16 protein-coding genes are annotated in these 23,992 nt (G+C 71.2%); 11 read left to right on the forward strand and 5 right to left on the reverse strand.

Going from position 1 to position 23,992, the window contains the following annotated elements:
• The first annotated feature begins 103 nt into the window (after nucleotides 1-103).
• The 4 genes from uvrB to ACZ6TD_RS34915 all read left to right on the forward strand — a co-directional run bounded on the left by uvrB (nucleotide 104) and on the right by ACZ6TD_RS34915 (nucleotide 6,370).
• Nucleotides 104-2,248, forward strand: a complete 2,145-nt coding sequence (gene uvrB / locus ACZ6TD_RS34900) for an excinuclease ABC subunit UvrB (RefSeq protein WP_471344553.1) — start codon at nucleotides 104-106, stop codon at nucleotides 2,246-2,248.
• 196 nt (nucleotides 2,249-2,444) lie between these two features.
• Nucleotides 2,445-3,023 (forward strand): TerD family protein, encoded by a 579-nt coding sequence (locus ACZ6TD_RS34905; protein ID WP_210949447.1) that lies wholly within the window; start codon nucleotides 2,445-2,447, stop codon nucleotides 3,021-3,023.
• Between the two features lie 148 nt (nucleotides 3,024-3,171).
• Nucleotides 3,172-5,112: a TerD family protein gene (locus ACZ6TD_RS34910; RefSeq protein WP_471344555.1), complete on the forward strand. Its 1,941-nt coding sequence runs from the start codon at nucleotides 3,172-3,174 to the stop codon at nucleotides 5,110-5,112.
• Nucleotides 5,113-5,365: 253 nt separating this feature from the next.
• Nucleotides 5,366-6,370, forward strand: coding sequence for a TerC family protein (locus ACZ6TD_RS34915; RefSeq protein ID WP_471344556.1), 1,005 nt, complete (start codon nucleotides 5,366-5,368; stop codon nucleotides 6,368-6,370).
• 87 nt (nucleotides 6,371-6,457) lie between these two features.
• On the opposite strand, the gene ACZ6TD_RS34920 is transcribed toward ACZ6TD_RS34915, so the two are convergent.
• The 3 genes from ACZ6TD_RS34920 to ACZ6TD_RS34930 all read right to left on the reverse strand — a co-directional run bounded on the left by ACZ6TD_RS34920 (nucleotide 6,458) and on the right by ACZ6TD_RS34930 (nucleotide 9,297).
• Complete coding sequence (locus ACZ6TD_RS34920) at nucleotides 6,458-7,768, reverse strand: MFS transporter (protein ID WP_471344558.1); 1,311 nt, start codon at nucleotides 7,766-7,768, stop codon at nucleotides 6,458-6,460.
• A gap of 121 nt (nucleotides 7,769-7,889) precedes the next feature.
• Nucleotides 7,890-8,546, reverse strand: coding sequence for an MBL fold metallo-hydrolase (locus tag ACZ6TD_RS34925; protein WP_471344560.1), 657 nt, complete (start codon nucleotides 8,544-8,546; stop codon nucleotides 7,890-7,892).
• A gap of 4 nt (nucleotides 8,547-8,550) precedes the next feature.
• A complete protein-coding gene (locus tag ACZ6TD_RS34930; protein WP_471344562.1) occupies nucleotides 8,551-9,297 on the reverse strand; it encodes a maleylpyruvate isomerase family mycothiol-dependent enzyme in 747 nt (248 codons plus the stop codon).
• Nucleotides 9,298-9,527: 230 nt separating this feature from the next.
• Here ACZ6TD_RS34930 and uvrA point away from each other — a divergent pair, with 230 nt between their 5' ends.
• Complete coding sequence (gene uvrA / locus ACZ6TD_RS34935) at nucleotides 9,528-12,545, forward strand: excinuclease ABC subunit UvrA (protein WP_471344563.1); 3,018 nt, start codon at nucleotides 9,528-9,530, stop codon at nucleotides 12,543-12,545.
• A 72-nt stretch (nucleotides 12,546-12,617) separates the two neighbouring features.
• Here the strand turns inward: uvrA and ACZ6TD_RS34940 are convergent, their stop codons facing one another.
• Complete coding sequence (locus tag ACZ6TD_RS34940; protein ID WP_471344565.1) at nucleotides 12,618-13,568, reverse strand: carbohydrate kinase family protein; 951 nt, start codon at nucleotides 13,566-13,568, stop codon at nucleotides 12,618-12,620.
• Complete coding sequence (locus tag ACZ6TD_RS34945) at nucleotides 13,565-14,623, reverse strand: LacI family DNA-binding transcriptional regulator (protein WP_471344566.1); 1,059 nt, start codon at nucleotides 14,621-14,623, stop codon at nucleotides 13,565-13,567. Before ACZ6TD_RS34945 ends, ACZ6TD_RS34940 begins: the two co-directional genes overlap by 4 nt.
• A gap of 235 nt (nucleotides 14,624-14,858) precedes the next feature.
• Between ACZ6TD_RS34945 and ACZ6TD_RS34950 the strand changes: the two genes are divergently transcribed.
• The 6 genes from ACZ6TD_RS34950 to ACZ6TD_RS34975 all read left to right on the forward strand — a co-directional run bounded on the left by ACZ6TD_RS34950 (nucleotide 14,859) and on the right by ACZ6TD_RS34975 (nucleotide 23,840).
• A complete protein-coding gene (locus ACZ6TD_RS34950) occupies nucleotides 14,859-15,284 on the forward strand; it encodes a Rieske (2Fe-2S) protein (protein ID WP_471344568.1) in 426 nt (141 codons plus the stop codon).
• A gap of 194 nt (nucleotides 15,285-15,478) precedes the next feature.
• Entirely contained in the window at nucleotides 15,479-17,647 is a 2,169-nt protein-coding gene (uvrC, locus tag ACZ6TD_RS34955; protein WP_471344570.1) for an excinuclease ABC subunit UvrC, read from the forward strand.
• On the forward strand, nucleotides 17,644-18,579 hold the full coding sequence (gene rapZ / locus ACZ6TD_RS34960; RefSeq protein WP_137977472.1) for an RNase adapter RapZ: 936 nt from the start codon (nucleotides 17,644-17,646) through the stop codon (nucleotides 18,577-18,579). The genes uvrC and rapZ overlap by 4 nt, the downstream gene beginning before the upstream one ends.
• Complete coding sequence (locus tag ACZ6TD_RS34965) at nucleotides 18,576-19,595, forward strand: gluconeogenesis factor YvcK family protein (RefSeq protein WP_471344571.1); 1,020 nt, start codon at nucleotides 18,576-18,578, stop codon at nucleotides 19,593-19,595. The genes rapZ and ACZ6TD_RS34965 overlap by 4 nt, the downstream gene beginning before the upstream one ends.
• Entirely contained in the window at nucleotides 19,586-20,575 is a 990-nt protein-coding gene (gene whiA, locus ACZ6TD_RS34970; protein ID WP_065958444.1) for a DNA-binding protein WhiA, read from the forward strand. Before ACZ6TD_RS34965 ends, whiA begins: the two co-directional genes overlap by 10 nt.
• Before the next feature lie 298 nt (nucleotides 20,576-20,873).
• A complete protein-coding gene (locus ACZ6TD_RS34975; RefSeq protein ID WP_471344573.1) occupies nucleotides 20,874-23,840 on the forward strand; it encodes a M14 family metallopeptidase in 2,967 nt (988 codons plus the stop codon).
• Nucleotides 23,841-23,992 lie beyond the last annotated feature (152 nt).

The raw sequence follows: 23,992 nt of genomic DNA on the forward strand, positions 1-23,992 counted from the left end.
TGAATCCAGCCAATGATCATTTGAATCCGGCCGGAGGGCCGGGGAGGGAGCGGCGCGGACGAGCGCTCCGCCGTTGTCAGTGGCGAGTCGTACGGTGGGACTCATGCGGCCCGTAACTCAGCTCGAACGCAAGGTGGCGCCCTTCGAGGTCGTCAGCCCCTATCAGCCCAGCGGTGACCAGCCCACCGCCATCGCCGACCTCGACCGGCGCATCCGCGCGGGGGAGAGGGATGTCGTCCTGCTCGGCGCGACCGGCACCGGCAAGTCCGCGACCACCGCATGGATGATCGAGAAACTTCAGCGGCCCACGCTGGTCATGGCTCCGAACAAGACCCTGGCCGCCCAGCTGGCCAATGAGTTCCGCGAGCTGCTGCCGAACAACGCGGTCGAGTACTTCGTCTCGTACTACGACTACTACCAGCCCGAGGCGTACGTCCCGCAGTCGGACACCTACATCGAGAAGGACTCCTCGATCAACGAGGAGGTGGAGCGGCTGCGCCACTCGGCGACGAACTCGCTGCTCACCCGGCGTGACGTGGTCGTGGTGGCCTCCGTCTCGTGTATCTACGGCCTCGGTACGCCGCAGGAGTACGTGGACCGTATGGTGCCGCTCAAGGTCGGCGAGGAGATCGACCGCGATCAGCTACTGCGTCGCTTTGTCGATATTCAGTACAACCGCAACGACATGGCGTTCACCCGGGGCACCTTCCGGGTCCGCGGCGACACCATCGAGATCTTCCCGGTCTACGAGGAGCTCGCGGTCCGCATCGAGATGTTCGGCGACGAGATCGAGGCGCTCTCCACGCTCCACCCGCTCACCGGCGAGGTGATCAGCGACGACCGGGAGCTCTATGTCTTCCCGGCCAGCCACTATGTGGCCGGGCCCGAGCGCATGGAGAAGGCCATCGCCGGGATCGAGGCCGAGCTCACCGAGACCCTGGCCCGGATGGAGAAGCAGGGCAAGCTGCTGGAGGCCCAGCGGCTGCGGATGCGCACCACCTACGACATCGAGATGATGCGGCAGATCGGCACCTGCTCCGGTATCGAGAACTACTCGCTGCACATCGACGGCCGTGAGACCGGATCCCCGCCGCACACCCTGCTGGACTACTTCCCGGAGGACTTCCTCCTGGTCATCGACGAGTCGCATGTCACGGTGCCGCAGATCGGCGCGATGTACGAGGGCGACGCCTCCCGCAAGCGGACCCTGATCGAGCACGGCTTCCGGCTGCCCTCCGCGCTGGACAACCGCCCACTGAAGTGGGAGGAGTTCCTGAAGCGCGTCGGCCAGACGGTCTATCTCTCCGCCACTCCGGGGACGTACGAGATGTCCCGCGGCGACGGCTTCGTGGAGCAGATCATCCGCCCGACCGGCCTGGTCGACCCGGAGGTCGTCGTCAAGCCGACCGAGGGCCAGATCGACGATCTCATCCATGAGATCCGCACCCGCACCGAGAAGGACGAGCGCGTCCTGGTCACCACCCTCACCAAGAAGATGGCCGAGGACCTCACCGACTACATGCTCGAGCTGGGCATCCAGGTGCGCTATCTGCACAGCGATGTGGACACCCTGCGCCGGGTCGAGCTGCTGCGCGAGCTGCGCGCCGGTGAGTACGACGTGCTGGTGGGCATCAACCTGCTGCGGGAGGGCCTCGACCTTCCGGAGGTCTCGCTGGTCGCCATCCTCGACGCCGACAAGGAGGGCTTCCTGCGCTCGGGCACCTCGCTGATCCAGACCATCGGCCGTGCCGCCCGTAACGTCTCGGGTCAGGTGCACATGTACGCCGACAAGGTCACCCCGGCGATGGAGAAGGCCATCGACGAGACCAACCGCCGCCGTGAGAAGCAGATCGCGTACAACAAGGCCAACAAGATCGATCCGCAGCCGCTGCGGAAGAAGATCAACGACATCGTGGCCCAGATCGCCCGCGAGGACGTGGACACGGAGGAGCTGCTCGGCACCGGCTACCGCAAGACGAAGGACGGCAAGGGCGCGAAGGCGGCCGAGCCGGCGGCCGGTGGCAAGGCGGCCAAGGGCGGCAAGGCCAAGGCCGCCAAGGGCAAGGCCAAGGAGGCGGTGCTGACCGACCGGCCCGCGGCCGAGCTCGCCGAGCAGATCGAGGAGATGACCGACCGCATGCGGGCCGCGGCGGCGGAGCTGCAGTTCGAGGTGGCGGCCCGACTGCGCGACGAGGTGTCGGAGTTGAAGAAGGAGCTGCGGCAGATGCGGGAGGCCGGAGTTTCCTGATCACCGGGCGCCCCGGGTCCTCACCGGGGCGCCCGTGGGTTCCCTGTGTTGCAAGACCGACACAAAAGTCCGCTCGTCCGGCCGGAGCCCCGGCGGCAGTGCATAGGGTTTTCGGAAGGGCCGTGCGTACGGCGCGGCCACGGCCGCACGCCCGCGGCGGCCACGGGGAATCGAGAGACGAGAGTAGGGACAGCGCGTGACGGTCAACATGTCCAAGGGACAGGCCATCAGCCTGCAGAAGGCCGACGGGGGCACCCTGACCGCGGTGCGGATGGGGCTGGGCTGGCAGGCGGCGCCCCGCCGCGGGCTGTTCGGCTCCCGTACGCGGGAGATCGACCTCGACGCGTCGGCCGTCCTCTTCGCGGACAAGCAGCCGACCGATGTCGTCTTCTTCCGCCACCTGGTCAGCGACGACGGCTCGGTCCGTCACACCGGTGACAACCTCGTGGGCGGCGCCGGGCAGGGCGGCGACGACGAGGCCATCCTGGTCGACCTCCAGCGGGTGCCCGTCCACATCGACCAGATCGTCTTCACGGTGAACTCCTTCACCGGTCAGACCTTCGCCGAGGTGCAGAACGCGTTCTGCCGGCTGGTGGACGAGACCAACGGCCAGGAGCTCGCCCGCTACACCCTCACCGGCGGCGGGCAGTACACCGCCCAGATCATGGCCACGGTGCAGCGCGCGGGCGGCTCCTGGCAGATGAAGGCGGTCGGCGAGCCGGCCAACGGCCGCACCTTCCAGGACCTGATGCCGCACATCCTGCCGCATCTGTAAAGGCGTTACCGCGTCTGTCAAGGCGTACCGCCCAGGTGAGCGCGTCGGCCCGGTTGAGCAGAGCTCGCCGGGCCGACGCGCTCACCGCACCACCGCACCACCACTCACACGTACGGCACACAGCGGAACACAACGAGGGGACGCAGCCATGACGGCCGAGCTGGTCCGAGGGCAGAACCACCCGCTGCCCCAGACCCGTTTGGAGATCCGGATCTCTGCGGGCAATCCGATCGTGGCCGGGGCGACACTCGGCGATGAGCGCGGCACGGTGCACGGCGCCGAATGGGTCGCGCATCCCGCCTCGCCCCAGCTGGCCGGGATAGAGGTGCCCAAACAGGCGGCGGCCGCCCACCGGCTCGCCGTGGACCTCGACGCGATGCCCGAGCACATCCACCGGGTCACCGTGCTGCTCGCGTTGCCGACGGGCGTCGGCGGACCGGCCCGGTTCGGCGCCATGGCCGCGCCGTTCGTCGCCGTCACCGGCCTCGACGGCACCGAGATCGCCGGCTACACCATCACCGATCTGGACTCGGAGTCCGCGGTGGCGGCTCTGGAGCTCTACCGCAGGCAGGGCGCCTGGAAGGTGCGCGCCATCGGCCAGGGGTACGCGGGCGGGCTGGCCGCCATGCTGCTCGACCAGGGGCTGGAGCAGGGCGCCGATCTCGCGGCACGGATCAACGAGGCGGTGGCCCGCGGCATGGCCCGCTCGGTCGCCCAGCCCCCGCCCCGCACCGAGGGCGACGGCCGGGTGCGCACGGCGGCCGCGGGCGGCGGCACCGACCCGGCCCCGGCCCAGCCGCAGACCCCGCCGCAGCAGCCGCAGGGCACGCCCGCCGCCGGAGGGTCCATCGACTACCAGCACCCGGGCCGCCGTACGGCCGCGCCGCCCACGCCCCCGCCCGCGGTGCCGCCCGCCGCGCCCGGACAGCCCGCCCAGCCGGTCGCGGGCGACGCCTCCGGCTGGTCCATGGACGAACGGCTCTACAACCAGGTCTGGGGGATGTTCGAGGACCTGGCCCGGACGACCGCGGCCTACCGCAGCGCCGTGGACTTCGCCGAGTCCCGTATGGAGCAGGAGCTGGACCGGGTGCTCTCCGACCCGCGCACCCGGGTCGGTCCGGGCGCCGACTCCGCCCGCGCCGAGGCGCGCGCCAAGCACACCGACCTCGTCGAGCAGGCCCGGACCGCCCTCGATCGCGATCTGGCGCAGCTCATCGCCGAGGCCGAGGTGGTGGAGCCCGCGCTGCCGCCCGCCTACGCCCGCTGGGACAGCCCGGTGTGGCAGGCGTACCAGGTGCCGATGGAGGTCCCGATGGCCCTGCGCCTGGGCGACCTGCACCTCCCGGAGCGCGCCGATCTGCGCATCCCCATGCTGGTGCGGCTGCCGCTGGAGCGGGGGCTGTGGATCGACGCCGGGCGTTCGGGCTCGTTCGACGGGCCGGCCGACTCGGGTGAGCTGCGCAGGCTGGCGGCGGACGCGGCGGTGGCGATCGCGGCGCGGATGCTGGCCGTCTATCCGGCGGGGGAGTTCGCGGTGCAGGTGATCGACCCGGCGGGTTCGGCCGCGGGCTCGTTCGCGCCGCTGGTGGGGTCGGGTGTGCTGGCCGAGCCGCCGGCGGCCGGGGCCCAGGGGGTCTCGGCGGTGCTCGCCGCGCTGATCCAGCGTGTCGACCTGGTGCAGATGGCGATCCGCAGCCGGGCGACGGACGCCCTGCCGCCGGATATGGACACCGCCGAGCAGTTGCTGATCGTCCATGACTTCCCGCACGGCTTCGACGACCGGGCCGTCACCCAGCTGCGCTATCTGGCGGACGAGGGGCCCTCGGTGGGCGTGCATCTGATGATGGTCGCCGACCGCGAGGACGCGCGGGCCTACGGTCCAGTGCTGGATCCGCTGTGGCGGTCGCTGCTGCGGCTCACGCCGGTGGCCGACGACCACCTCGCCGACCCCTGGGTGGGCCATGCGTGGACGTACGAGCCGTCGATGGTGCCGCCGGGCAGCCGGGTGCTGGGCCAGGTGCTGGGAGAGGCGGGGAGGGCCGCGCAGGCTCTGAGGGCCGCGCGGGCCCGCCAGTCATATGGCGGCTGACCAGGGCTGACCGAGGTTGACCGGGGCTCTGACCAGCGCTTTTGCCTTTTTCTTTACTCTCTCATGGGGATTCCTGTACTCTCTTTTACGCGGAGGGGAGTACTCCTTAGCGGTGTTCCCGTCACCACGGATTCCGTCCGGCACCAGGAGGCCGGACGGAATCCCGGGACACCGGTCCATGGCGCGGTCCATGGGCGGAAGAGACCTCCGGCAGCGACGACGCTGAGACTGCCGTACGAATGCCGGAGGAATCGTGGACGTTTCCGTGACCATGTGGGGGCTGACGATCATCGGCCTCTGCGCCCTGATCGCCGTCGACTTCTTCATAGGCGGCCGCAAACCGCATGAGGTCTCCCTCAAGGAGGCCGGGATCTGGACCGCCGTCTGGGTCGCCCTCGCCGGGCTCTTCGGGCTCGGGCTGCTGGTCTTCGCGGGCGGCCAGCCCTCCGGCGAGTTCTTCGCGGGCTTCATCACCGAGAAGTCGCTGAGCGTCGACAACCTCTTCGTCTTCGTCCTGATCATGGCGAAGTTCGCCGTGCCGACGATCTACCAGCAGCGCGTGCTGATGGTGGGTGTGCTCATCGCCCTGGTGCTGCGCGCGGTCTTCATCGCCGCCGGCGCCGCGATCGTCTCGACCTTCGCCTGGGTCTTCTACATCTTCGGCGCCTTCCTCATCTGGACCGCCTGGAAGCTCATCCAGGAGGCGCGGGCCGACGAGGAGGAAGAGGAGTTCGAGGAGAACCGGCTGCTCAAGGCGGTCGAGAAGCGATTCCCGTCCACCGACCAGTACCACGGCACCAAGCTGTTCATCGTGGAGAACGGCAAGCGGCTGATGACTCCGATGCTGATCGTCATGCTGGCGATCGGCACCACGGACGTCCTCTTCGCGCTGGACTCGATACCCGCGATCTTCGGCCTCACCCAGGACCCGTACATCGTCTTCACCGCCAACGCCTTCGCGCTGATGGGCCTGCGCCAGCTGTACTTCCTCATCGGCGGCCTGCTCAAGAAGCTGGTCCACCTCTCGTACGGGCTGTCGATCATCCTCGGCTTCATCGGCGTCAAGCTGGTGCTGCACGCGCTGCACGAGTCCGGGGTGCACGTCCCGGAGATCAGCATCCCGGTCTCGCTCGGCGTCATCTGCGCGGTGCTCGCCGTCACCACGGCCACCAGTCTGTACGCCTCGAAGAAACAGGCCCTGGCGGAGGCGGGGAGCGGGGAGGACCGGTCCCGGGACAAGGACAGCGTCGACGTCTGACGGCGCCCGCGGCGTCACCGCCCTGACGGCGCCCGAGAGCGCCCGACGGCGTCCGACGACTGTCCGTCCCGGATCCGGGAGACGGGCTCACACAGCCGCCTCCCCGGCCTCCAGAGGCCGTACGGCCGACCGTCCACCATCGGGACGGTCGGCCGTCGGCCGTGTCTCCGGCAACAGCGCGAAGCAGCCCAGGCTCAGCAGCGCCACGGCGGTCAGATACGCGGCGACGCCCCAGGGCGGGCCGTCGCCGTGGGACACCGCCGTCGCGACGACCGGCGTGAGCGCCCCGCCCAGGACACCCGCGAGGTTGTAGCCGAGCGCCGCCCCCGTACAGCGCACCCGCGCCTCGAACAGCTCGGGCAGATAGGCCGAGGTCACCGCGAACATGGTGATGAAGGCGAGCAGCGCGCCCAGGAAGCCGAGGAACATCAGCGGCGGCTCACCGGTGCGCAACAGCGCCACCAACGGAAACATCCACACCACGACGGCCACACAGCCCACCAGGCACATCGGCCGCCGCCCGAAGCGGTCGCCGAGATGGGCCGCCAGGGGCGTCAGGGCGCCCAGGACCGCCACGGCCGCCATGATGCAGCCCAGCAGGGTGGTGCGGGCCACCCCGAGCCGCTCCGTGCCGTACGCCAGGGACCAGGTCGTGACCGCGTAGAAGACCGCATAGCCCACCGCGAGCCCGCCCGCGGTCAGCAGGACGAGCCGCCAGTGGCCGCGCACCACCTCGGCCAGCGGCGCGGCGGCCTGCTCGCCGCGCTCGGCCAGCTCCCGGAACCGCGGGGTCTCGGTCAGTTGGGCCCGCAGCAGCAGCCCGGCGCCCGCCAGCAGCCCCGCGCCCCAGAACGGCACCCGCCATCCCCAGGACCGGAACTCGCCGTCGCCGAGCGTGGCCGACAGGGCCAGCATCGTGCCGTTGGCCAGCAGAAAGCCGACGGACGGGCCCACTTGTGGAAAGCCCGACCACAGCCCGCGCCGCCGCGCGGGCGCGTGCTCGACGGTCAGCAGCACCGCGCCGCCCCATTCGCCGCCCAGCCCCAGCCCCTGCAGGAAGCGCAGCACGAGCAGCAGGACGGGGGCGGCGATGCCGATCGAGTCATAGGTCGGGACGAAGCCCACGGCGACGGTCGCGAGACCGGTGAGCAGCAGGGAGGCGATGAGCACCGGACGGCGCCCGTGGCGGTCGCCGAGGGGCCCGAAGAGCATCGAGCCCAGCGGCCGGGAGACGAAACCGACGGCGAAGGTGCCGAAGGCGGCGAGGGTGCCGGCCAACGGCGAGAAGGTGGGGAAGAACAGCGGGCCGAGGACGAGCGCCGCGGCCGTGCCGTAGGCGAAGAAGTCGTAGAACTCGATCGCGGTGCCGGCCAGGGACGCGGCGGCGAGGCGGGCCATGGACGGTGGGCGGTCATGCTGCGGAGAGCGGTCGTGCTGCATGACGCGACAACCGCCCCGGCCCGCCGGGGGTCACGGGGCGTACGGAGGCGCGCGGCGCTCCGGGGCCGTGCGAGCGCCGCTACCAGCCGCGCTCGCGCCACTCCCCGAGGTGCGGACGCTCGGCGCCGAGGGTGGTGTCGTCGCCGTGGCCGGGGTAGACCCAGGTCTCGTCGGAGAGCTGGTCGAAGAGCTTGGTCTCGACGTCGTTGATCAGGCTCTCGAACGCCTTGGGATCCTTACGGGTGTTACCGACTCCGCCCGGGAACAGGCAGTCGCCGGTGAACACGTGCGGATGGCCGTGCGGATCGTCGTAGATCAGGGCGATGCTGCCCGGAGTGTGGCCGACCAGATGGCGGGCGGTCAGCTCGACCCGGCCGACCCGCAGCGTGTCGCCGTCCTCGACCAGGACATCGGTGCGCGCCGGGATGCCCTCCGCGTCGTAGCGGCCCGCGTAGGTACGGGCGCCGGTGGCCTCCATCACCTCGCGCAGCGCGCCCCAGTGGTCGGGGTGGCGGTGGGTGGTCACCAGGGACGCGATCCCGCTGTCACCGATGAGGGAGAGCAGGGTGTGCGGCTCCGCGGCGGCGTCGATCAGCAGTTGTTCGTCGGTGGCCCGGCAGCGCAGCAGATAGGCGTTGTTGGCCATGGGGCCCACCGCGACCTTCGAGATCATGAGATCGGGCAGTTCATGCACGTCGGCCGGTCCGCCGACCGTCACCACTCCGCTGTAGGTCATGGCCTCAGCCTAGTGCGGGCAGGACGGGCAAGGGACCGTCGGGGCAGGACAGACCGGCGCCGTCCGTACGGCCGGTGAGCCAGCCCAGCAGGGCGGCGGAGGAGCCGGTGACGGTGACCGGGGACTCCCCGGGGGCGGCGGGCCGGCCGGTGTGCCGGACATCCGCTGCGCCGGGCCCGGTGGCCAGCCGCAGCGGGGGAATATCCGGGCGCCCGGCGAACCTTGTGTCAATGAGCACGGTGAGCTGGCTCTCGACGAACGTGGCGGGCAGGTCCGCCACGGTGCGGCCGATGCCGAGATCGACGTGGTGCAGCTCGACCTCGGTGAGGCGGCGCAGCGGCAGCGCGGCGGCCGGCTCCCGGACACCGCCGCGCAGGGTCACCTCGTACGGCAGGCGCTCCGGGGGCAGCGCGGCGACCGCCGCGTCGAAGCGGGTGGCGCTGGTGCGCAGGTCGTCCAGGTGGACGGCGAGCGGCCGGGCGGCGTCCCGCCGGATGTCGGCGTCGCGCGTCTCCGCGTCGGGGTACATCGGAGTCTCTTCACCGGTCCGGGCCCAGGTGAGGAGGTTCACCAGGGCGTCCGCGTTGCGGGCCAGGTGGGCCAGGACATGGCCGCGGGTCCAGCCCGGGAGCTCCGACGGACGGGCGAGGGATGGCTCGTCGAGGGCGGCGACGGCGGTCAGCAGCCGGTCCGTCGCCTCCTGTACGGCGGCGGCGTCCCGGGCGTAGTCGGCCCCGGCGTAGTCAGTCATGACCCGACCGTAGTGCGCACCACACGATCGGGTGAAGTCGGCTCCCGTGTCCCGCAAATCGAATGTGCGTGCTATAGGCTCGGTGTGCTGCATCCTTAAGACATCGTCGTCGTGCCCCCATACCCTGGGTTTGGGGGTTTCGCTCCGCTGCGCCTCTGCTCCGACCGGCAGGACCGCCCCGCGAGCGGGCTCGGCGCACCCCGTCTCTCTCAAGAAAGGTGCCGACCGGCGTGGCCGACCGTCTCATCGTTCGTGGCGCTCGCGAGCACAACCTCAAGAACGTCTCACTCGACCTTCCTCGCGACTCGCTCATCGTCTTCACCGGGCTGTCCGGGTCGGGCAAGTCGTCCCTCGCGTTCGACACGATCTTCGCCGAGGGGCAGCGCCGGTACGTCGAGTCGCTCTCCTCCTACGCCCGCCAGTTCCTGGGGCAGATGGACAAGCCCGATGTGGACTTCATCGAGGGCCTGTCCCCCGCGGTGTCGATCGACCAGAAGTCGACCTCGCGGAACCCGCGCTCGACGGTCGGTACCATCACCGAGGTCTATGACTACCTCCGGCTGCTGTTCGCCCGTATCGGCAAGCCGCACTGCCCCGAGTGCGGCCGTCCGATCGCCCGCCAGTCGCCGCAGGCGATCGTGGACCGGGTGCTGGAGCTCCCCGAGGGCAGCCGCTTCCAGGTGCTCTCCCCGCTGGTGCGTGAGCGCAAGGGGGAGTTCGTCGACCTCTTCTCCGATCTCCAGACCAAGGGCTACAGCCGCGCCCGGGTGGACGGCGCCACCATCCAGCTGTCCGACCCGCCGAAGCTGAAGAAGCAGGAGAAGCACACGATCGAGGTGGTCGTGGACCGCCTCACCGTCAAGGACAGCGCCAAGCGCCGGCTGACCGACTCGGTGGAGACCGCCCTCGGCCTCTCCGGCGGCATGGTGATCCTCGACTTCGTGGACCTGGAGGAGGACGACCCGCAGCGGGAGCGGATGTTCTCCGAGCATCTCTACTGCCCGTACGACGACCTGTCCTTCGAGGAGCTGGAGCCGCGCACCTTCTCCTTCAACTCGCCCTTCGGCGCCTGCCCGGAGTGCACCGGCATCGGCACCCGGATGGAGGTCGACCCGGAGCTGATCGTCCCGGACGAGGAGAAGTCGCTGGACGAGGGCGCCATCCACCCCTGGTCCCACGGCCACACCAAGGACTACTTCGGCCGCCTGGTCGGCGCGCTCGCCGACGCGCTCGGCTTCCGTACGGACGTCCCCTGGGCCGGGCTTCCGCAGCGCGCCAAGAAGGCGCTGCTCAACGGGCACCGGACCCAGATCGAGGTCCGCTACCGCAATCGCTACGGCCGCCAGCGGGCGTACACCACGGCCTTCGAGGGCGCGCTGCCCTATGTGAAGCGGCGCCACTCGGAGGCGGAGAGCGACGCCAGCCGGGAGCGGTTCGAGGGCTATATGCGCGAGGTGCCCTGCCCCACCTGTGAGGGCACCCGCCTGAAGCCGATCGTCCTGGCCGTCACCGTGCAGGACAAGTCCATCGCGGATGTCTCGGCGATGTCGATCAGCGAATGCGCCGAGTTCCTGCGCGGCATGGAGCTGAGCGCGCGCGAGAAGACCATCGCCGAGCGGGTCCTCAAGGAGGTCAACGAGCGGCTGCGGTTCCTGGTCGACGTCGGCCTGGACTATCTCTCGCTCAACCGCGCCGCGGGCACCCTCTCCGGCGGCGAGGCCCAGCGCATCCGGCTGGCCACCCAGATCGGCTCCGGTCTGGTCGGTGTGCTCTACGTGCTGGACGAGCCGTCCATCGGCCTGCACCAGCGCGACAACCACCGGCTGATCGAGACGCTGGTGCGGCTGCGCGACCTCGGCAACACCCTGATCGTCGTGGAGCACGACGAGGACACCATCAAGACCTCGGACTGGGTGGTGGACATCGGCCCGGGCGCGGGCGAGCACGGCGGCAAGGTGGTGCACAGCGGGCCGCTGAGCGAGCTGCTGGTCAACCAGGAGTCGGTGACCGGGCACTATCTGTCCGGCAAGAGGGCCATCCCGCTGCCGGCGGCGCGCCGGCCCGTGGACCCCAAGCGGCGCCTCACGGTCCACGGCGCCCGGGAGAACAACCTCCAGGACATCGACGTGTCCTTCCCGCTCGGGGTGCTCACCGCCGTCACCGGTGTCTCGGGATCGGGTAAGTCCACGCTGGTCAACGACATCCTCTACACCCATCTGGCCCGCGAGCTGAACGGCGCGCGGGCGGTTCCCGGGCGGCACACCCGGGTCGCCGGCGACGATCTGGTCGACAAGGTGGTGCATGTCGACCAGTCGCCCATCGGCCGCACCCCGCGCTCGAACCCGGCCACGTACACCGGCGTCTTCGACCATGTGCGCAAGCTGTTCGCGGAGACCATGGAGGCCAAGGTCCGCGGATACCAGCCCGGGCGGTTCTCCTTCAACGTCAAGGGCGGCCGCTGCGAGAACTGCTCCGGTGACGGGACCATCAAGATCGAGATGAACTTCCTGCCGGATGTGTATGTGCCGTGCGAGGTCTGCCACGGCGCGCGCTACAACCGGGAGACCCTGGAGGTGCACTACAAGGGCAAGTCCATCGCCGAGGTGCTGGACATGCCCATCGAGGAGGCCCTGGACTTCTTCGAGGCGGTGCCCACCATCGCCCGCCATCTGCGCACCCTCAACGAGGTCGGGCTGGGCTATGTCCGGCTCGGGCAGCCCGCGCCGACCCTCTCCGGTGGTGAGGCCCAGCGCGTCAAACTGGCGAGCGAGCTCCAGAAGCGGTCGACCGGCCGCACGGTGTACGTGCTGGACGAGCCGACCACCGGTCTGCACTTCGAGGACATCAGCAAGCTGATCAGCGTGCTCTCCGGACTGGTCGACAAGGGCAACACGGTGATCGTCATCGAGCACAACCTCGATGTGATCAAGACGGCCGACTGGGTCGTGGACATGGGCCCCGAGGGCGGCAGCGGCGGCGGTCTGGTGATCGCCGAGGGCACCCCGGAGGACGTGGCCTCGATCCCGGTCAGCCACACCGGGAAGTTCCTGCGGGACATGCTGGGCGACCGGGTGAGCGACGCCACGGTGCCCGCCGCGCGCAAGGGCGGCGCGACCGCCAAGAAGGCGCCCGCCAAGAAGGCCGCCGCCAAGTCCACGGCGGCCAAGAAGACCGCGGCGAAGAAGACCGTGGCCAAGAAGGCGGCGGCCAAGACCACGGTCGCCTCCAAGCGGGCGGCCGCGAAGTAGCCCCATGCTCCTGTGCCTGCGCCGCGCCCGGACCGACCCGGGCGCGGCGCGAGCGCGGGCGTAACGGCGGGCTCAGGCCAGCTCGGACGCGTAGGGCGGCTCCGCGCCCGCGCGGGAGCAGGTGATCGCGGCGGCGCGGGCGGCGAAGCCCAGCACATCCCGCCAGGCCGCCTCGTCCAGCTTGGCCAGCGCGGGCGCCGACAGCGCCTGGTGCCCCGCCAGCCGGTGCAGCAGCGCGGCGTTCACGGTGTCGCCCGCCCCGATGGTGTCCACGATGTCCACCCGCTCGCCCGGCACCGAGATCACCGAGCCGTCCTGCCGCCGTACGCTCAGCCCCTCCCCGCCGTGGGTGAGCACCACGGCCGCCGGGCCCGCCGCCAGCCACGCGCCCACGGCCCTCTCGACATCCCCCGCGTCCTCCGAGTCGGCCAGCCACCTCGCGTCCTCTATGGACAGCTTCAGCAGGCCGACATGGGGCAGCCAGCCGCGGAAGCGGGCCCGGTAGGCGTCGGCGTCGGGGATCAGACCGGTGCGGATATTGGGATCCAGCGTGGTGAAGACCCCGCGTGCGGCCTCGCGCCGCAGCAGCTCCTCGTACGCGCTCGCGCCCGGCTCCAGCACCAGTGAGCAGGTGCCCAGCGACAGCGCGCTCACCCCCTCGGGAAGGGACGGCGGCAGGGTGAAGAGCCGGTCCGCGGTGCCCTGCACATAGAAGCCGTACCCGGCCGAGCCATCGGCCCCGATGGAGGCGACGGCCAGGGTCGTGGGCTCCTCACCGCGCTGCACCAGCGCGGTGTCCACGCCGTCCTTCCGCAGGCCCTCCAGCAGCGCCTCGCCGAAGCCGTCCGTGGAGACCCGGGAGCAGAACGCGGTGGGCGAGCCGAGCCGCCCCAGCGCCAGCGCGGTGTTGTACGGGCCGCCGCCGCGCGCCGGCCGCAGCGCGGGCAGCCGGTCACCCGCCGCGGCGCTCGACGTGCGCTCGGGCACGAGGTCGATCAGGGCTTCTCCGGCGACGACGATCACGAGACGGGGTCCTTTCCGGCGAGTCCGGGGTTTCCGGGGAGCGGTCGGTCGAGGGCTTCGGCCACACAGCCGCACGAGGTGCGGTGGACGAAGGCGCAGGGCAGCCGGACGGTGCGCGGCGGCCGCCCCGGGTTCTCCAGCCGCTCGAGCAGCAGCCGGACGGCGGTGGCGCCGACCTCCCGGCTGGGCTGGGAGATCGCGGTGAGCCCGGGGGAGAAGACATCCGCCCAGGAGAAGTCGTCGAAGCAGACCAGCGCGAGATCGTCCGGCACGCTCAGCCCCGCCGTCCGCAGGGCGCGCAGCGCACCGATGGTCATCGCGTTGTTCGCGGTGATGATCGCGGTGGGCGGCTCGGGGGAGGCCAGCAGCCGGTGGACGGCGTCCGCCGCGCCCCGCGCCTCGGAGTGGCCCCCGGCCAGCAGCCCGGGGCGGAACGGCAGCCCGTGCCGCTCAAGACCGGCCCGGTAGCCCGCGATCCGCTCGGTGGTGGTGCTCAGCCCCGGCAGTCCCGCGACCAGTCCGATGCGGGTGTGGCCGAGATCGGCGAGATGGTCGACCAACTGTTCGACCGGGCGGGCGTTCTCGGCGCACACCTGGTCATGGGCGTCGCCGACCAGCCGGTCGAGGAATACGGCGGGGATCTCACGGCGGGCCAGATACTCCAGCAGCCCGGCGGGCTCGGCCGACGGGGCGACGATCACACCGTCCACCCGCCGCTCATGGAGCAGCCGGACGACGGTGAGCTCATGCTCGGGGTCGTCGTGCGGATCGGCGATCAGCAGACCATAGCCCCGCTCCAGGGCGCTGGCTTCGACGCCCTGGAGGAGCTCGGTGAAGTACGGATTGCTGATCGCCGAGACGGCCAGGCCGATCGAGCGGGTGCGCGCGGTCACCAGGGAGCGCGCCAGCGTGTTGGGGATGTACCCGAGGTCGTCGATGGCGTCCAGCACGGCCTTACGGGTGCCGGGGCGGACCGGCCGGGTCTCGTTGAGCACATGCGAGACGGTGGCCACGGACACCCCGGCGCGACGGGCGACATCGACCATGGTTGCCATCCGCTGCGGTCCTTAACGTTGGAGATCGTCGTCGGGGGCGGTCCGAGGGGGAGCCGGTCCACGGGGGAGTCGGGGCCGTCGGGCTGCCGGGCCCTGCTGGGGGCACGTAACGTATCGCATCGGGCGTCCGGCGTAAACGTTTGCGCAAGCGTTTACGCCCTCTCCGGGGGCGGCGGCGAACGGAAGGATCTGTGCCGGTATGGTCGGAGGGCCGTCACACCCCCAGGAGCCGCAGATGTCCAGCCAGCCCGCCTCCCGCCGAACCGTGCTGTGCTGCGCCGCACTGGCCGGAGCCGCCGGGCTCGGGGCGGCGGCCTGCTCGCCGGACGGATCGGGCAAGCAGGCGTCCCCGACGCCCACCGCCCCCGTCGAGCTCGGTCCGGCCGGTGGCGTGCCGGTCGGCGGCGCCAAGATCTACCGCGAGCAGCGGGTGGTGGTCGCCCAGCCCGCCAAGGGCGAGTTCACGGCGTTCAGTGCGGTGTGCACCCACGCCGGATGCGTCGTCGACACGGTCGAGGGCGGCAAGATCAACTGCTCCTGCCACGGCAGCCAGTTCGACGCCCGCACCGGCAAGGTCGTCCAGGGACCCGCGGACAAGCCCCTGCCGTCGGTCCCGGTCACCGCGAAGGGCGGACGGCTCGTCGCGGGCCCCGAGGACTGAGCGGATTACGTCGGCGGCTCCTGAGCGGGCGACGTCCGGGCGGACGATGCCGGCGACGTCTGGGCGGACGATGCCCGCCCGGCCGCCCGGCGCGCGCCCGGGCGGGCCGCGGAATCCCCGAATCCCACTGGACCTCACCGAACCGCGTCCCGAGGGCACCGGATGTGTCACTCCCCGCAAGTAGGGTGGTGACCATGGCCGACCCGAGCAGCTACCGCCCCAAGCCGGGACAGATCCCCGACTCGCCGGGGGTCTACAAGTTCCGTGACGAGCACGGCCGGGTGATCTACGTTGGAAAGGCGAAGAGCCTGCGCCAGCGGCTCTCGTCGTACTTCCAGGACCTGTCGAACCTCCACCCGCGGACCCGCACCATGGTCACCACGGCCGCCGCCGTGGAGTGGACCGTGGTCTCCACCGAGGTCGAGGCCCTGCAGCTCGAGTACTCCTGGATCAAGGAGTTCGACCCCCGGTTCAACGTCAAGTACCGCGACGACAAGAGCTACCCCTCCCTCGCCGTGACCCTCAACGAGGAGTTCCCCCGGGTCCAGGTGATGCGCGGCGCCAAGAAGAAGGGCGTGCGCTACTTCGGCCCGTACGCCCACGCCTGGGCCATCCGCGAGACCGTCGACCTGATGCTGCGCGTGTTCCCCGTCCGGACCTGCTCCGCCGGGGTGTTCAAGCGCTCCGCCCAGATCGGCCGCCCCTGTCTGCTCGGCTACATCGGCAAGTGCTCGGCCCCCTGCGTCGGCCGTGTCACCGCCGAGGAGCACCGCCAACTGGCCGAGGAGTTCTGCGACTTCATGGCCGGGCGCACCGGCACCTATCTGCGCCGCCTGGAGCAGCGGATGCACGAGGCCGCGGAGGAGATGGAGTACGAGAAGGCGGCCCGGCTCCGTGACGACATAGGGGCGCTCAAGCGCGCCATGGAGAAGAACGCGGTGGTGCTCGCCGACGCCACCGACGCCGACCTGATAGCGGTCGCCGAGGACGAGCTGGAGGCGGCCGTCCAGATCTTCCACGTGCGCGGCGGCCGGGTGCGCGGTCAGCGCGGCTGGGTCACCGACAAGGTCGAGGCCGTCGACACCGCCGGGCTGGTCGAGCACGCCCTCCAGCAGCTGTACGGGGAGGAGCGCGGCGACGCGGTCCCCAAGGAGGTCCTGGTGCCCGCCGTGCCGGAACCGGCCGAGCCGGTCACCCAGTGGCTCGCCGGGCGCCGGGGATCCCGGGTCGATCTGCGCATCCCGCAGCGCGGCGACAAGAAGGACCTCATGGAGACCGTCCAGCGCAACGCCCAGCAGGCGCTCGCGCTGCACAAGACCAAGCGCGCCTCCGACCTCACCACCCGCTCCCGGGCGCTGGAGGAGATCGCCGAGGCATTGGGGCTGGACTCCGCTCCGCTGCGCGTGGAGTGCTTCGACATCTCCCATCTCCAGGGCGATGACGTGGTGGCCTCCATGGTGGTCTTCGAGGACGGGCTCCCCCGGAAGAGTGAGTACCGCCGCTTCCAGATCAAGAGCTTCGCCGGGCAGGACGATGTCCGCTCCATGCACGAGGTCGTGAGCCGCCGCTTCCGCCGCTATCTGCAGGAGAAGCAGAAGACGGGGGAGTGGCAGGAGGAAGCCGCCGGGGCTTCCGGGGTTCCCGTGGCCACCGAGACATCCGGGGCCGTTGGGACTTCCGAGGCCACCGAGACTCCCGGGGCCGTCGAGACTCCCGGGGCCGTCGAGACTCCCGGGACCGCCGGGACCGCCGGGCAGCCCATCGACGGACCCGACGGACCCGACCAGGGGCCCTCCGGCCCGACCGACGAGGAGGGCAGGCCCAAGCGGTTCGCCTACCCGCCCCAGCTCGTCGTGGTCGACGGCGGTAAGCCGCAGGTGGCCGCCGCAAAGCGGGCGCTGGACGAGCTCGGCGTCGACGACGTCGCCGTCTGCGGTCTCGCCAAGCGGCTCGAGGAGGTGTGGCTGCCGGACGAGGAGGACCCGGTGGTGCTGCCCCGCAGCAGCGAGGGGCTCTACCTCCTCCAGCGGGTCCGCGACGAGGCCCACCGCTTCGCCATCACCTACCAGCGCAGCAAGCGCGCCAAGTCGCTGAAGGCCGGGCCGCTGGACACCGTTCCGGGCCTCGGCGACAGCCGTAAGCAGGCCCTGCTCAAGCACTTCGGCTCGGTCAAGCGGCTGCGCGCCGCGACGATCGAGCAGATCTGCGAGGTGCCCGGCGTCGGCCGTAAGACGGCCGAGACGGTCGCCGCGGCGCTCGCCGGGTCCGCCCCGGCCGCGCCCGCCGTGAACACCGCCACAGGAGAGATCATTGAGGACGAGGCCGCCGGCGCGGCGTCGTCGAACGGGGGGACCAGACCATGACCGAGCACGAGAACCATGGAGACGGAGCGCAGGTGAATACGGGCACGTCGGGCGAGTCCGCCGAGGCGGCGGCCATCCCCGAGCTGGTGATCATCTCTGGAATGTCGGGCGCGGGCCGCAGCACCGCCGCCAAATGTCTGGAGGACCTCGGCTGGTTCGTCGTGGACAACCTGCCGCCCGCGCTGATCCCCACCATGGTCGACCTGGGCGCCCGCTCCCAGGGCAATGTGGCCCGGATCGCCGTGGTGGTGGACGTCCGCGGCCGCCGCTTCTTCGACAACCTCCGCGAGTCCCTCGCCGACCTCGCCGCCAAGAACGTCAAGCGGCGCGTGCTGTTCCTGGAGGCGTCCGACGAGGCCCTGGTGCGCCGCTTCGAGTCCGTGCGCCGCCCGCACCCCCTCCAGGGCGACGGCCGGATCGTGGACGGCATCGCCGCCGAGCGCGATCTGCTGCGCGAGCTGCGCGGGGACGCCGATCTGGTGATCGACACCTCCAGCCTCAACGTCCATGAGCTGCGCGCCAAGATGGACGCCCAGTTCGCGGGCGAGGAGGAGCCCGAGCTGCGGGCCACCGTGATGTCGTTCGGCTACAAGTACGGCCTGCCGGTCGACGCCGATCTGGTGGTGGACTGCCGCTTCCTGCCCAATCCGCACTGGGTCCCCGAGCTGCGCCCCTTCACCGGGCTCAACGAGGAGGTCTCCAGCTATGTCTTCAACCAGCCCGGCGCCAAGGAGTTCCTGGACCGCTACGCGGAGCTGCTCCAGCTCATCGCCGCGGGCTACCGCCGCGAGGGCAAGCGCTATGTGACCATCGCCGTCGGCTGCACCGGCGGCAAGCACCGCAGCGTCGCGATGTCCGAGCGGCTCGCCCCGCGGCTGGCCGCCGAGGGAGTGGAGACCGTCATCGTCCACCGGGACATGGGGCGCGAGTGACCATTCGGAGCAATCGGCTGCGGCGGCTGGTCGGGGCGCGGGCGAACCGGGGCGCACAGCCCAAGGTCGTCGCCCTCGGCGGCGGCATGGGCCTGTCGGCGTCGCTCGCCGCGCTGCGCCGGATCACCGGCGATCTGACCGCCGTCGTCACCGTGGCCGACGACGGGGGCTCCAGCGGACGCCTCCGCGACGAGCTGGGCGTGCTGCCGCCCGGCGATCTGCGCAAGGCCCTGGCCGCGCTGTGCGGCGACGACGACTGGGGCCAGACCTGGGCGCGGGTCATCCAGCACCGCTTCGCCAGCGAGGGCGATCTGCACGGCCACGCGGTCGGCAATGTGCTGATCGTCGCCCTGTGGGAGCAGCTCGGCGACCATGTGAAGGCGCTCGACCTGGTCGGCAAGCTGCTGGGCGCCCACGGCCGGGTGCTGCCCATGTCGGCCGTCCCCCTGGAGCTCCAGGCGTACGTCCGGGGCCATGACCCGGCGCGCCCGGACGAGGTCTCCACCGTCGCCGGGCAGGCCACCGTGGCGCTCACCCCCGGCGAGGTGCAGTCGGTCCATCTGGTGCCGCACGATCCGCCGGCCGTCCCCGAGGCCGTCGAGGCGGTCATGGACGCCGACTGGGTGGTGCTGGGGCCCGGCTCCTGGTTCTCCTCCGTGATCCCGCACCTGCTGGTCCCCGAACTGCTCAAGGCGCTCACCGAGACCAAGGCCCGGCGGGTGCTCTCGCTGAACCTCGCCCCTCAGCCGGGAGAAACCGATGGCTTCTCCCCGCAGCGTCATTTGGAGGTTTTGGCCCGACACGCCCCTAAACTCGCCTTCGACGTGGTGCTGGCCGACGAGGCCGCCGTCCCCGACCAGAGCAGTCTGTGCGACGCAGCCAAGCGGCTGGGCGGCACGGTCGAGCTGGCGCCGGTGGCCGCGACCGACGGTGCCCCGAAGCATGACCCGGAGCTTCTGGCGGCCGCGTACGACCGTATTTTTCGGATGCATGGAAGGATCGGCCCATGGCGATGACGGCAGCGGTGAAGGACGAAATCTCCCGGCTCCCCGTCACCCGGACCTGCTGCCGGAAAGCGGAGGTCTCGGCGATCCTGCGGTTCGCGGGCGGGCTGCACCTGGTCAGCGGGCGCATCGTGATCGAGGCGGAGCTGGACACCGGGATCGCGGCCCGCAGGGTCCGCAAGGACATCCTGGAGATCTTCGGCCACTCCTCGGATCTGGTGGTGATGGCCCCCGGCGGGCTGCGCCGCGGCAGCCGGTACGTGGTGCGGGTGGTGGCGGGCGGTGACCAGCTGGCGCGGCAGACCGGCCTGGTCGACGGCCGCGGCCGGCCGATCCGCGGGCTGCCGCCGCAGGTCGTCTCCGGGGCCACCTGCGACGCCGAGGCCGCCTGGCGCGGGGCGTTCCTCGCCCATGGCTCGCTCACCGAACCCGGCCGCTCGTCCTCCCTGGAGGTGACCTGCCCCGGTCCGGAGGCCGCGCTCGCCCTGGTCGGCGCCGCCCGCCGGCTGCAGATCGCCGCCAAGGCGCGCGAGGTGCGCGGGGTGGACCGGGTGGTCGTCCGGGACGGTGATGCCATCGGCGCGCTGTTGACGCGACTGGGGGCGCATGAGTCGGTCCTCGCCTGGGAGGAGCGGAGGATGCGCCGCGAGGTGCGGGCCACCGCCAACCGCCTCGCCAACTTCGACGACGCCAATCTGCGCCGCTCGGCCCGCGCCGCCGTCGCGGCCGGGGCCAGGGTGCAGCGCGCCCTGGAGATCCTGGGCGAGGAGGTGCCCGAGCACCTCGCCGCGGCCGGGCGGCTGCGCATGGAGCACAAGCAGGCGTCCCTGGAGGAGCTGGGCGCCCTCGCCGACCCGCCGCTGACCAAGGACGCCGTCGCGGGCCGTATCCGCCGGCTGCTGGCCATGGCCGACAAGCGCGCCCAGGACCTGGGCATCCCCGGCACCGAGTCCAGCCTGACCGAGGAGATGGCCGAGGGCATGGTCGGCTGACCGGTCCTATGAGCTGACGGCCGCACGAGCTGACCGTCCCGCGAGCTGACCGCCCTGCGAGCTGACGTGCCCATCAGCTGCAGCCCTACGACCTGACGGCCCCCCATCAGCTGACGGCCCGACAAGCCGTACGAGAGCCGCACCCCACGCCCCCGGATCACATGAGCGATCCCGGGGCGTAGTGCGTTCCGGGGCATGGGACAGCGGTTCCGCGCGCCGCTGTTGACATGACCATGTGTCGTGACAAGTCTGGAGCGCTGCGCACCCGCGTGTCTTCACACGAAAGCCAGGGGGGCTCATGAAGCTCAGACGCACGGTGAGATCGAGCGGCGCGGTGGTGGCACTGGCCGCGCTGCTCCTGGGGGGACTGGCCGCGGCACCCGCGGCCCCCGCGCAACCGCAGGCGGACTCCGCCGGTGACGGGCTGTCCGTATGGACCGCCCAGGTCACCAAGGATCAGATTCCGCTGCTGCTCCGCGCCGGGGCGGACGGCACCGAGCTGGGGCGGCGGGTGCCCGAGAAGGGCACCGGCCCGGTCGAGCTCTACCTCACCGCCGAGCAGGCCGCCGCACTGCGCGGCAAGGGCGTGCGGATCACCGAGAAGAAGATCTCCGCACAGAGCCGCGACCGCCTGAAGGCGGCCGGTGACGGCGTCTTCCGCCCCTACAGCGGCGAGGGCGGGCTGAAACAGGAGATCGTCGAGACCGGCCGGGCGCACCCCGGCCTCACCAAGGTCGTCAGCATCGGCAAGACCGGCCAGGGCAAGGACATCCTCGCCCTCAAGCTGAGCAAGGGCGCCGCGAAGACCCGCGACGGCAGCAAGCCGTCGGTGCTCTACATGTCCAATCAGCACGCCCGTGAGTGGATCACGCCGGAGATGACCCGCCGGCTGATGCACTACTACCTCGACAACTACGGCAAGGACGACCGCGTCACCAGGATCGTGGACCGCACGGAGCTGTGGTTCGTGCTGTCCGCCAACCCTGACGGCTACGACTACACGCATCAGAGCCCGGCCAACCGCCAGTGGCGCAAGAACCTGCGCGACAACAACGGCGACGGCAAGATCACCTCGGGCGACGGCGTCGACCTCAACCGCAACTTCCGCTACAAGTGGGGCTACGACAACGAGGGTTCGTCCGCCGATCCGGCCGATGAGACCTACCGGGGTCCGGCCCCCGCCTCCGAGCCGGAGACCAGGGCGCTGGACGCCTTCGAGAAGCGCATCGGCTTCACCTACGGCATCAACTACCACTCGGCCGCCGAACTGCTGCTCTACGGCGTCGGCTGGCAGGTCGCCACCCCGACCCCGGACGACGTCCTCTACACGTCCCTCGCCGGCACCCCGGAGCACTCCGCGATCCCCGGCTACCACCCGCAGGTCTCCTCCGAGCTGTACACCACCAACGGCGAGGCCGACGGCCACGCGGCGAACGTCAACGGGATGATGATGTTCACCCCGGAGATGTCGACGTGTCAGACCGCCTCCGACGTCGACCCGAACGACGCCTGGCAGCCGCGCGACTGCGCGTCCGTCTTCACCTTCCCGGACGACGAGAAGCTGATCGCTCAGGAGTTCACCAAGAACATCCCGTTCGCGCTCTCCGTCGCCGAGACCGCCGAACACCCCGACCGGCCGTCCTCGTCCGTCGGTCTCACCGCGCCCGACTTCACCCCGGACGCCTTCACCACGTCGTACGCACGCGGTGCCGACCAGGACGTCTCCGTCACCGTCCGCAGAAGCGTTCGCGACAAGAAGCTCAACTACCGCGTGAACGGGGGCCGTACCCACACCGCGCCGCTGAAGGCGTGGCGGGGCGGCGAGACCTACGGCGGTGAGGACAACATCCGCTTCGACCAGTACCGCGCCGCCGTCAAGGGCGCGGACCCCGGGCAGAAGGTCAAGGTCTGGTTCACCGGCCGTACGAAGAGCGGCAAGCGGACCGCGAGCGAGCCGTTCACCTACGCCGTGGCGAAGCGGCCCCGCGCCGACACGCTGGTGATCGCCGAGGAGGGCGGCACCTCTGCGGCCCGGCACACCGCCGCGTACACCCGGGCGCTGGCCGACAACGGCCGTAAGGCGGCCGTCTGGGACGTGGCCACCCAGGGGGCGCCGTCCGCGCTCGGAGTGCTCGGCCACTTCAAGACCGTGCTCTGGTACACCGGCGCCGAGCGGCCCGGCGGCCCGACCCTGCTCGCGGTGCGCGACTTCCTCAACGAAGGCGGCAAGCTGATCACCACCGGTGAACGGGCGGGCGGCAGCTCCGAGGTGGGACCAGCCGACACCGACGACTTCAGCCAGTACTACCTGGGGGCCGACAGCCGGCTCACCCTGAAGTCGCCCACCGCCTTCCAGGGCGCCGGCGAGCTCGCGGGCGCCGGCGCGAACCTCGGCGACGCCCCGGGCAACCCCCTGGACGCCGCGGGCGCCTACACCGTCACCTCCGATGTGCTGCCGCCCGAGGAATTCCCCCAGTTCCGCAGCGCGGGCGCGGGGGAGTACCCGAACGCGCGCACCCCGTACCAGCCTTATGAGGGCGACTGGATGGCGGCCGCGGGCCACCGCGACAACTCCTGGATGCGGCTGTCCCGCACGGTGGACCTCACCGGTGTGTCCGCCGCCGGCAAACCGGCCCTGGACTTCCGGCTCAGCTATGACACCGAGCCCGGCTACGACCATGTGATCATCGAGGCGCGCACCGCGGGCCAGGACGACTGGACCACCCTCCCCGACGCGAACGGCGGCTCCTCCACCAAGGTGCCCACCGAGTGCGAGGCGGGCTTCCTGCTGAACCTGCACCCGTTCCTGAAGCACTACCTGACCCCCGGCGACAACGGCTGCGCCGCGCGGGGCAGCACGGGCTCCTGGAACAGCCTGACGGGCTCCTCGGAGGGATGGCGGCCGGTCTCGCTGGACCTGAGCGGTTACGCGGGCAAGAAGGTCGAGCTGGCGCTCTCGTACGTCACGGACCCGGGCACCGGCGGCCGGGGCGCCTTCGTGGACGGCACCGAGTTCACCGTCGGCGGCACGGCCCAGGACTCCGAGGGCTTCGAGACCGCGCTCGGCCCCTGGACGCTGCCGGGGGCACCGGAGGGCAGCCCGGCGAACGCCGGGGACTGGTCCCGCTCCCGGGAGCTCTTCCACACCGTCGCGGGCGTCACCACGCGGGACACCGTGCTGCTGGGATTCGGCCTGGAGCACGTCCCGGACGCCGCCCAGAGGGCCCGGCTGGTGGGCGACGCGCTACGTGCGCTGCGTCGTTGACAGCGCGTGACACATCGTGACTGAATCGGCGGTCCGTACCACTTTCCGGTGGTCATGGGCCGCCGATGCCAATGTCACGTACGTCCCGTGATAGCGGTAGGGTCGGAGGCGGTCGGGGACATCCCATACACGTTCGCCGGCGTCCAGACCGG

This window comes from Streptomyces yongxingensis (genome assembly GCF_055597465.1).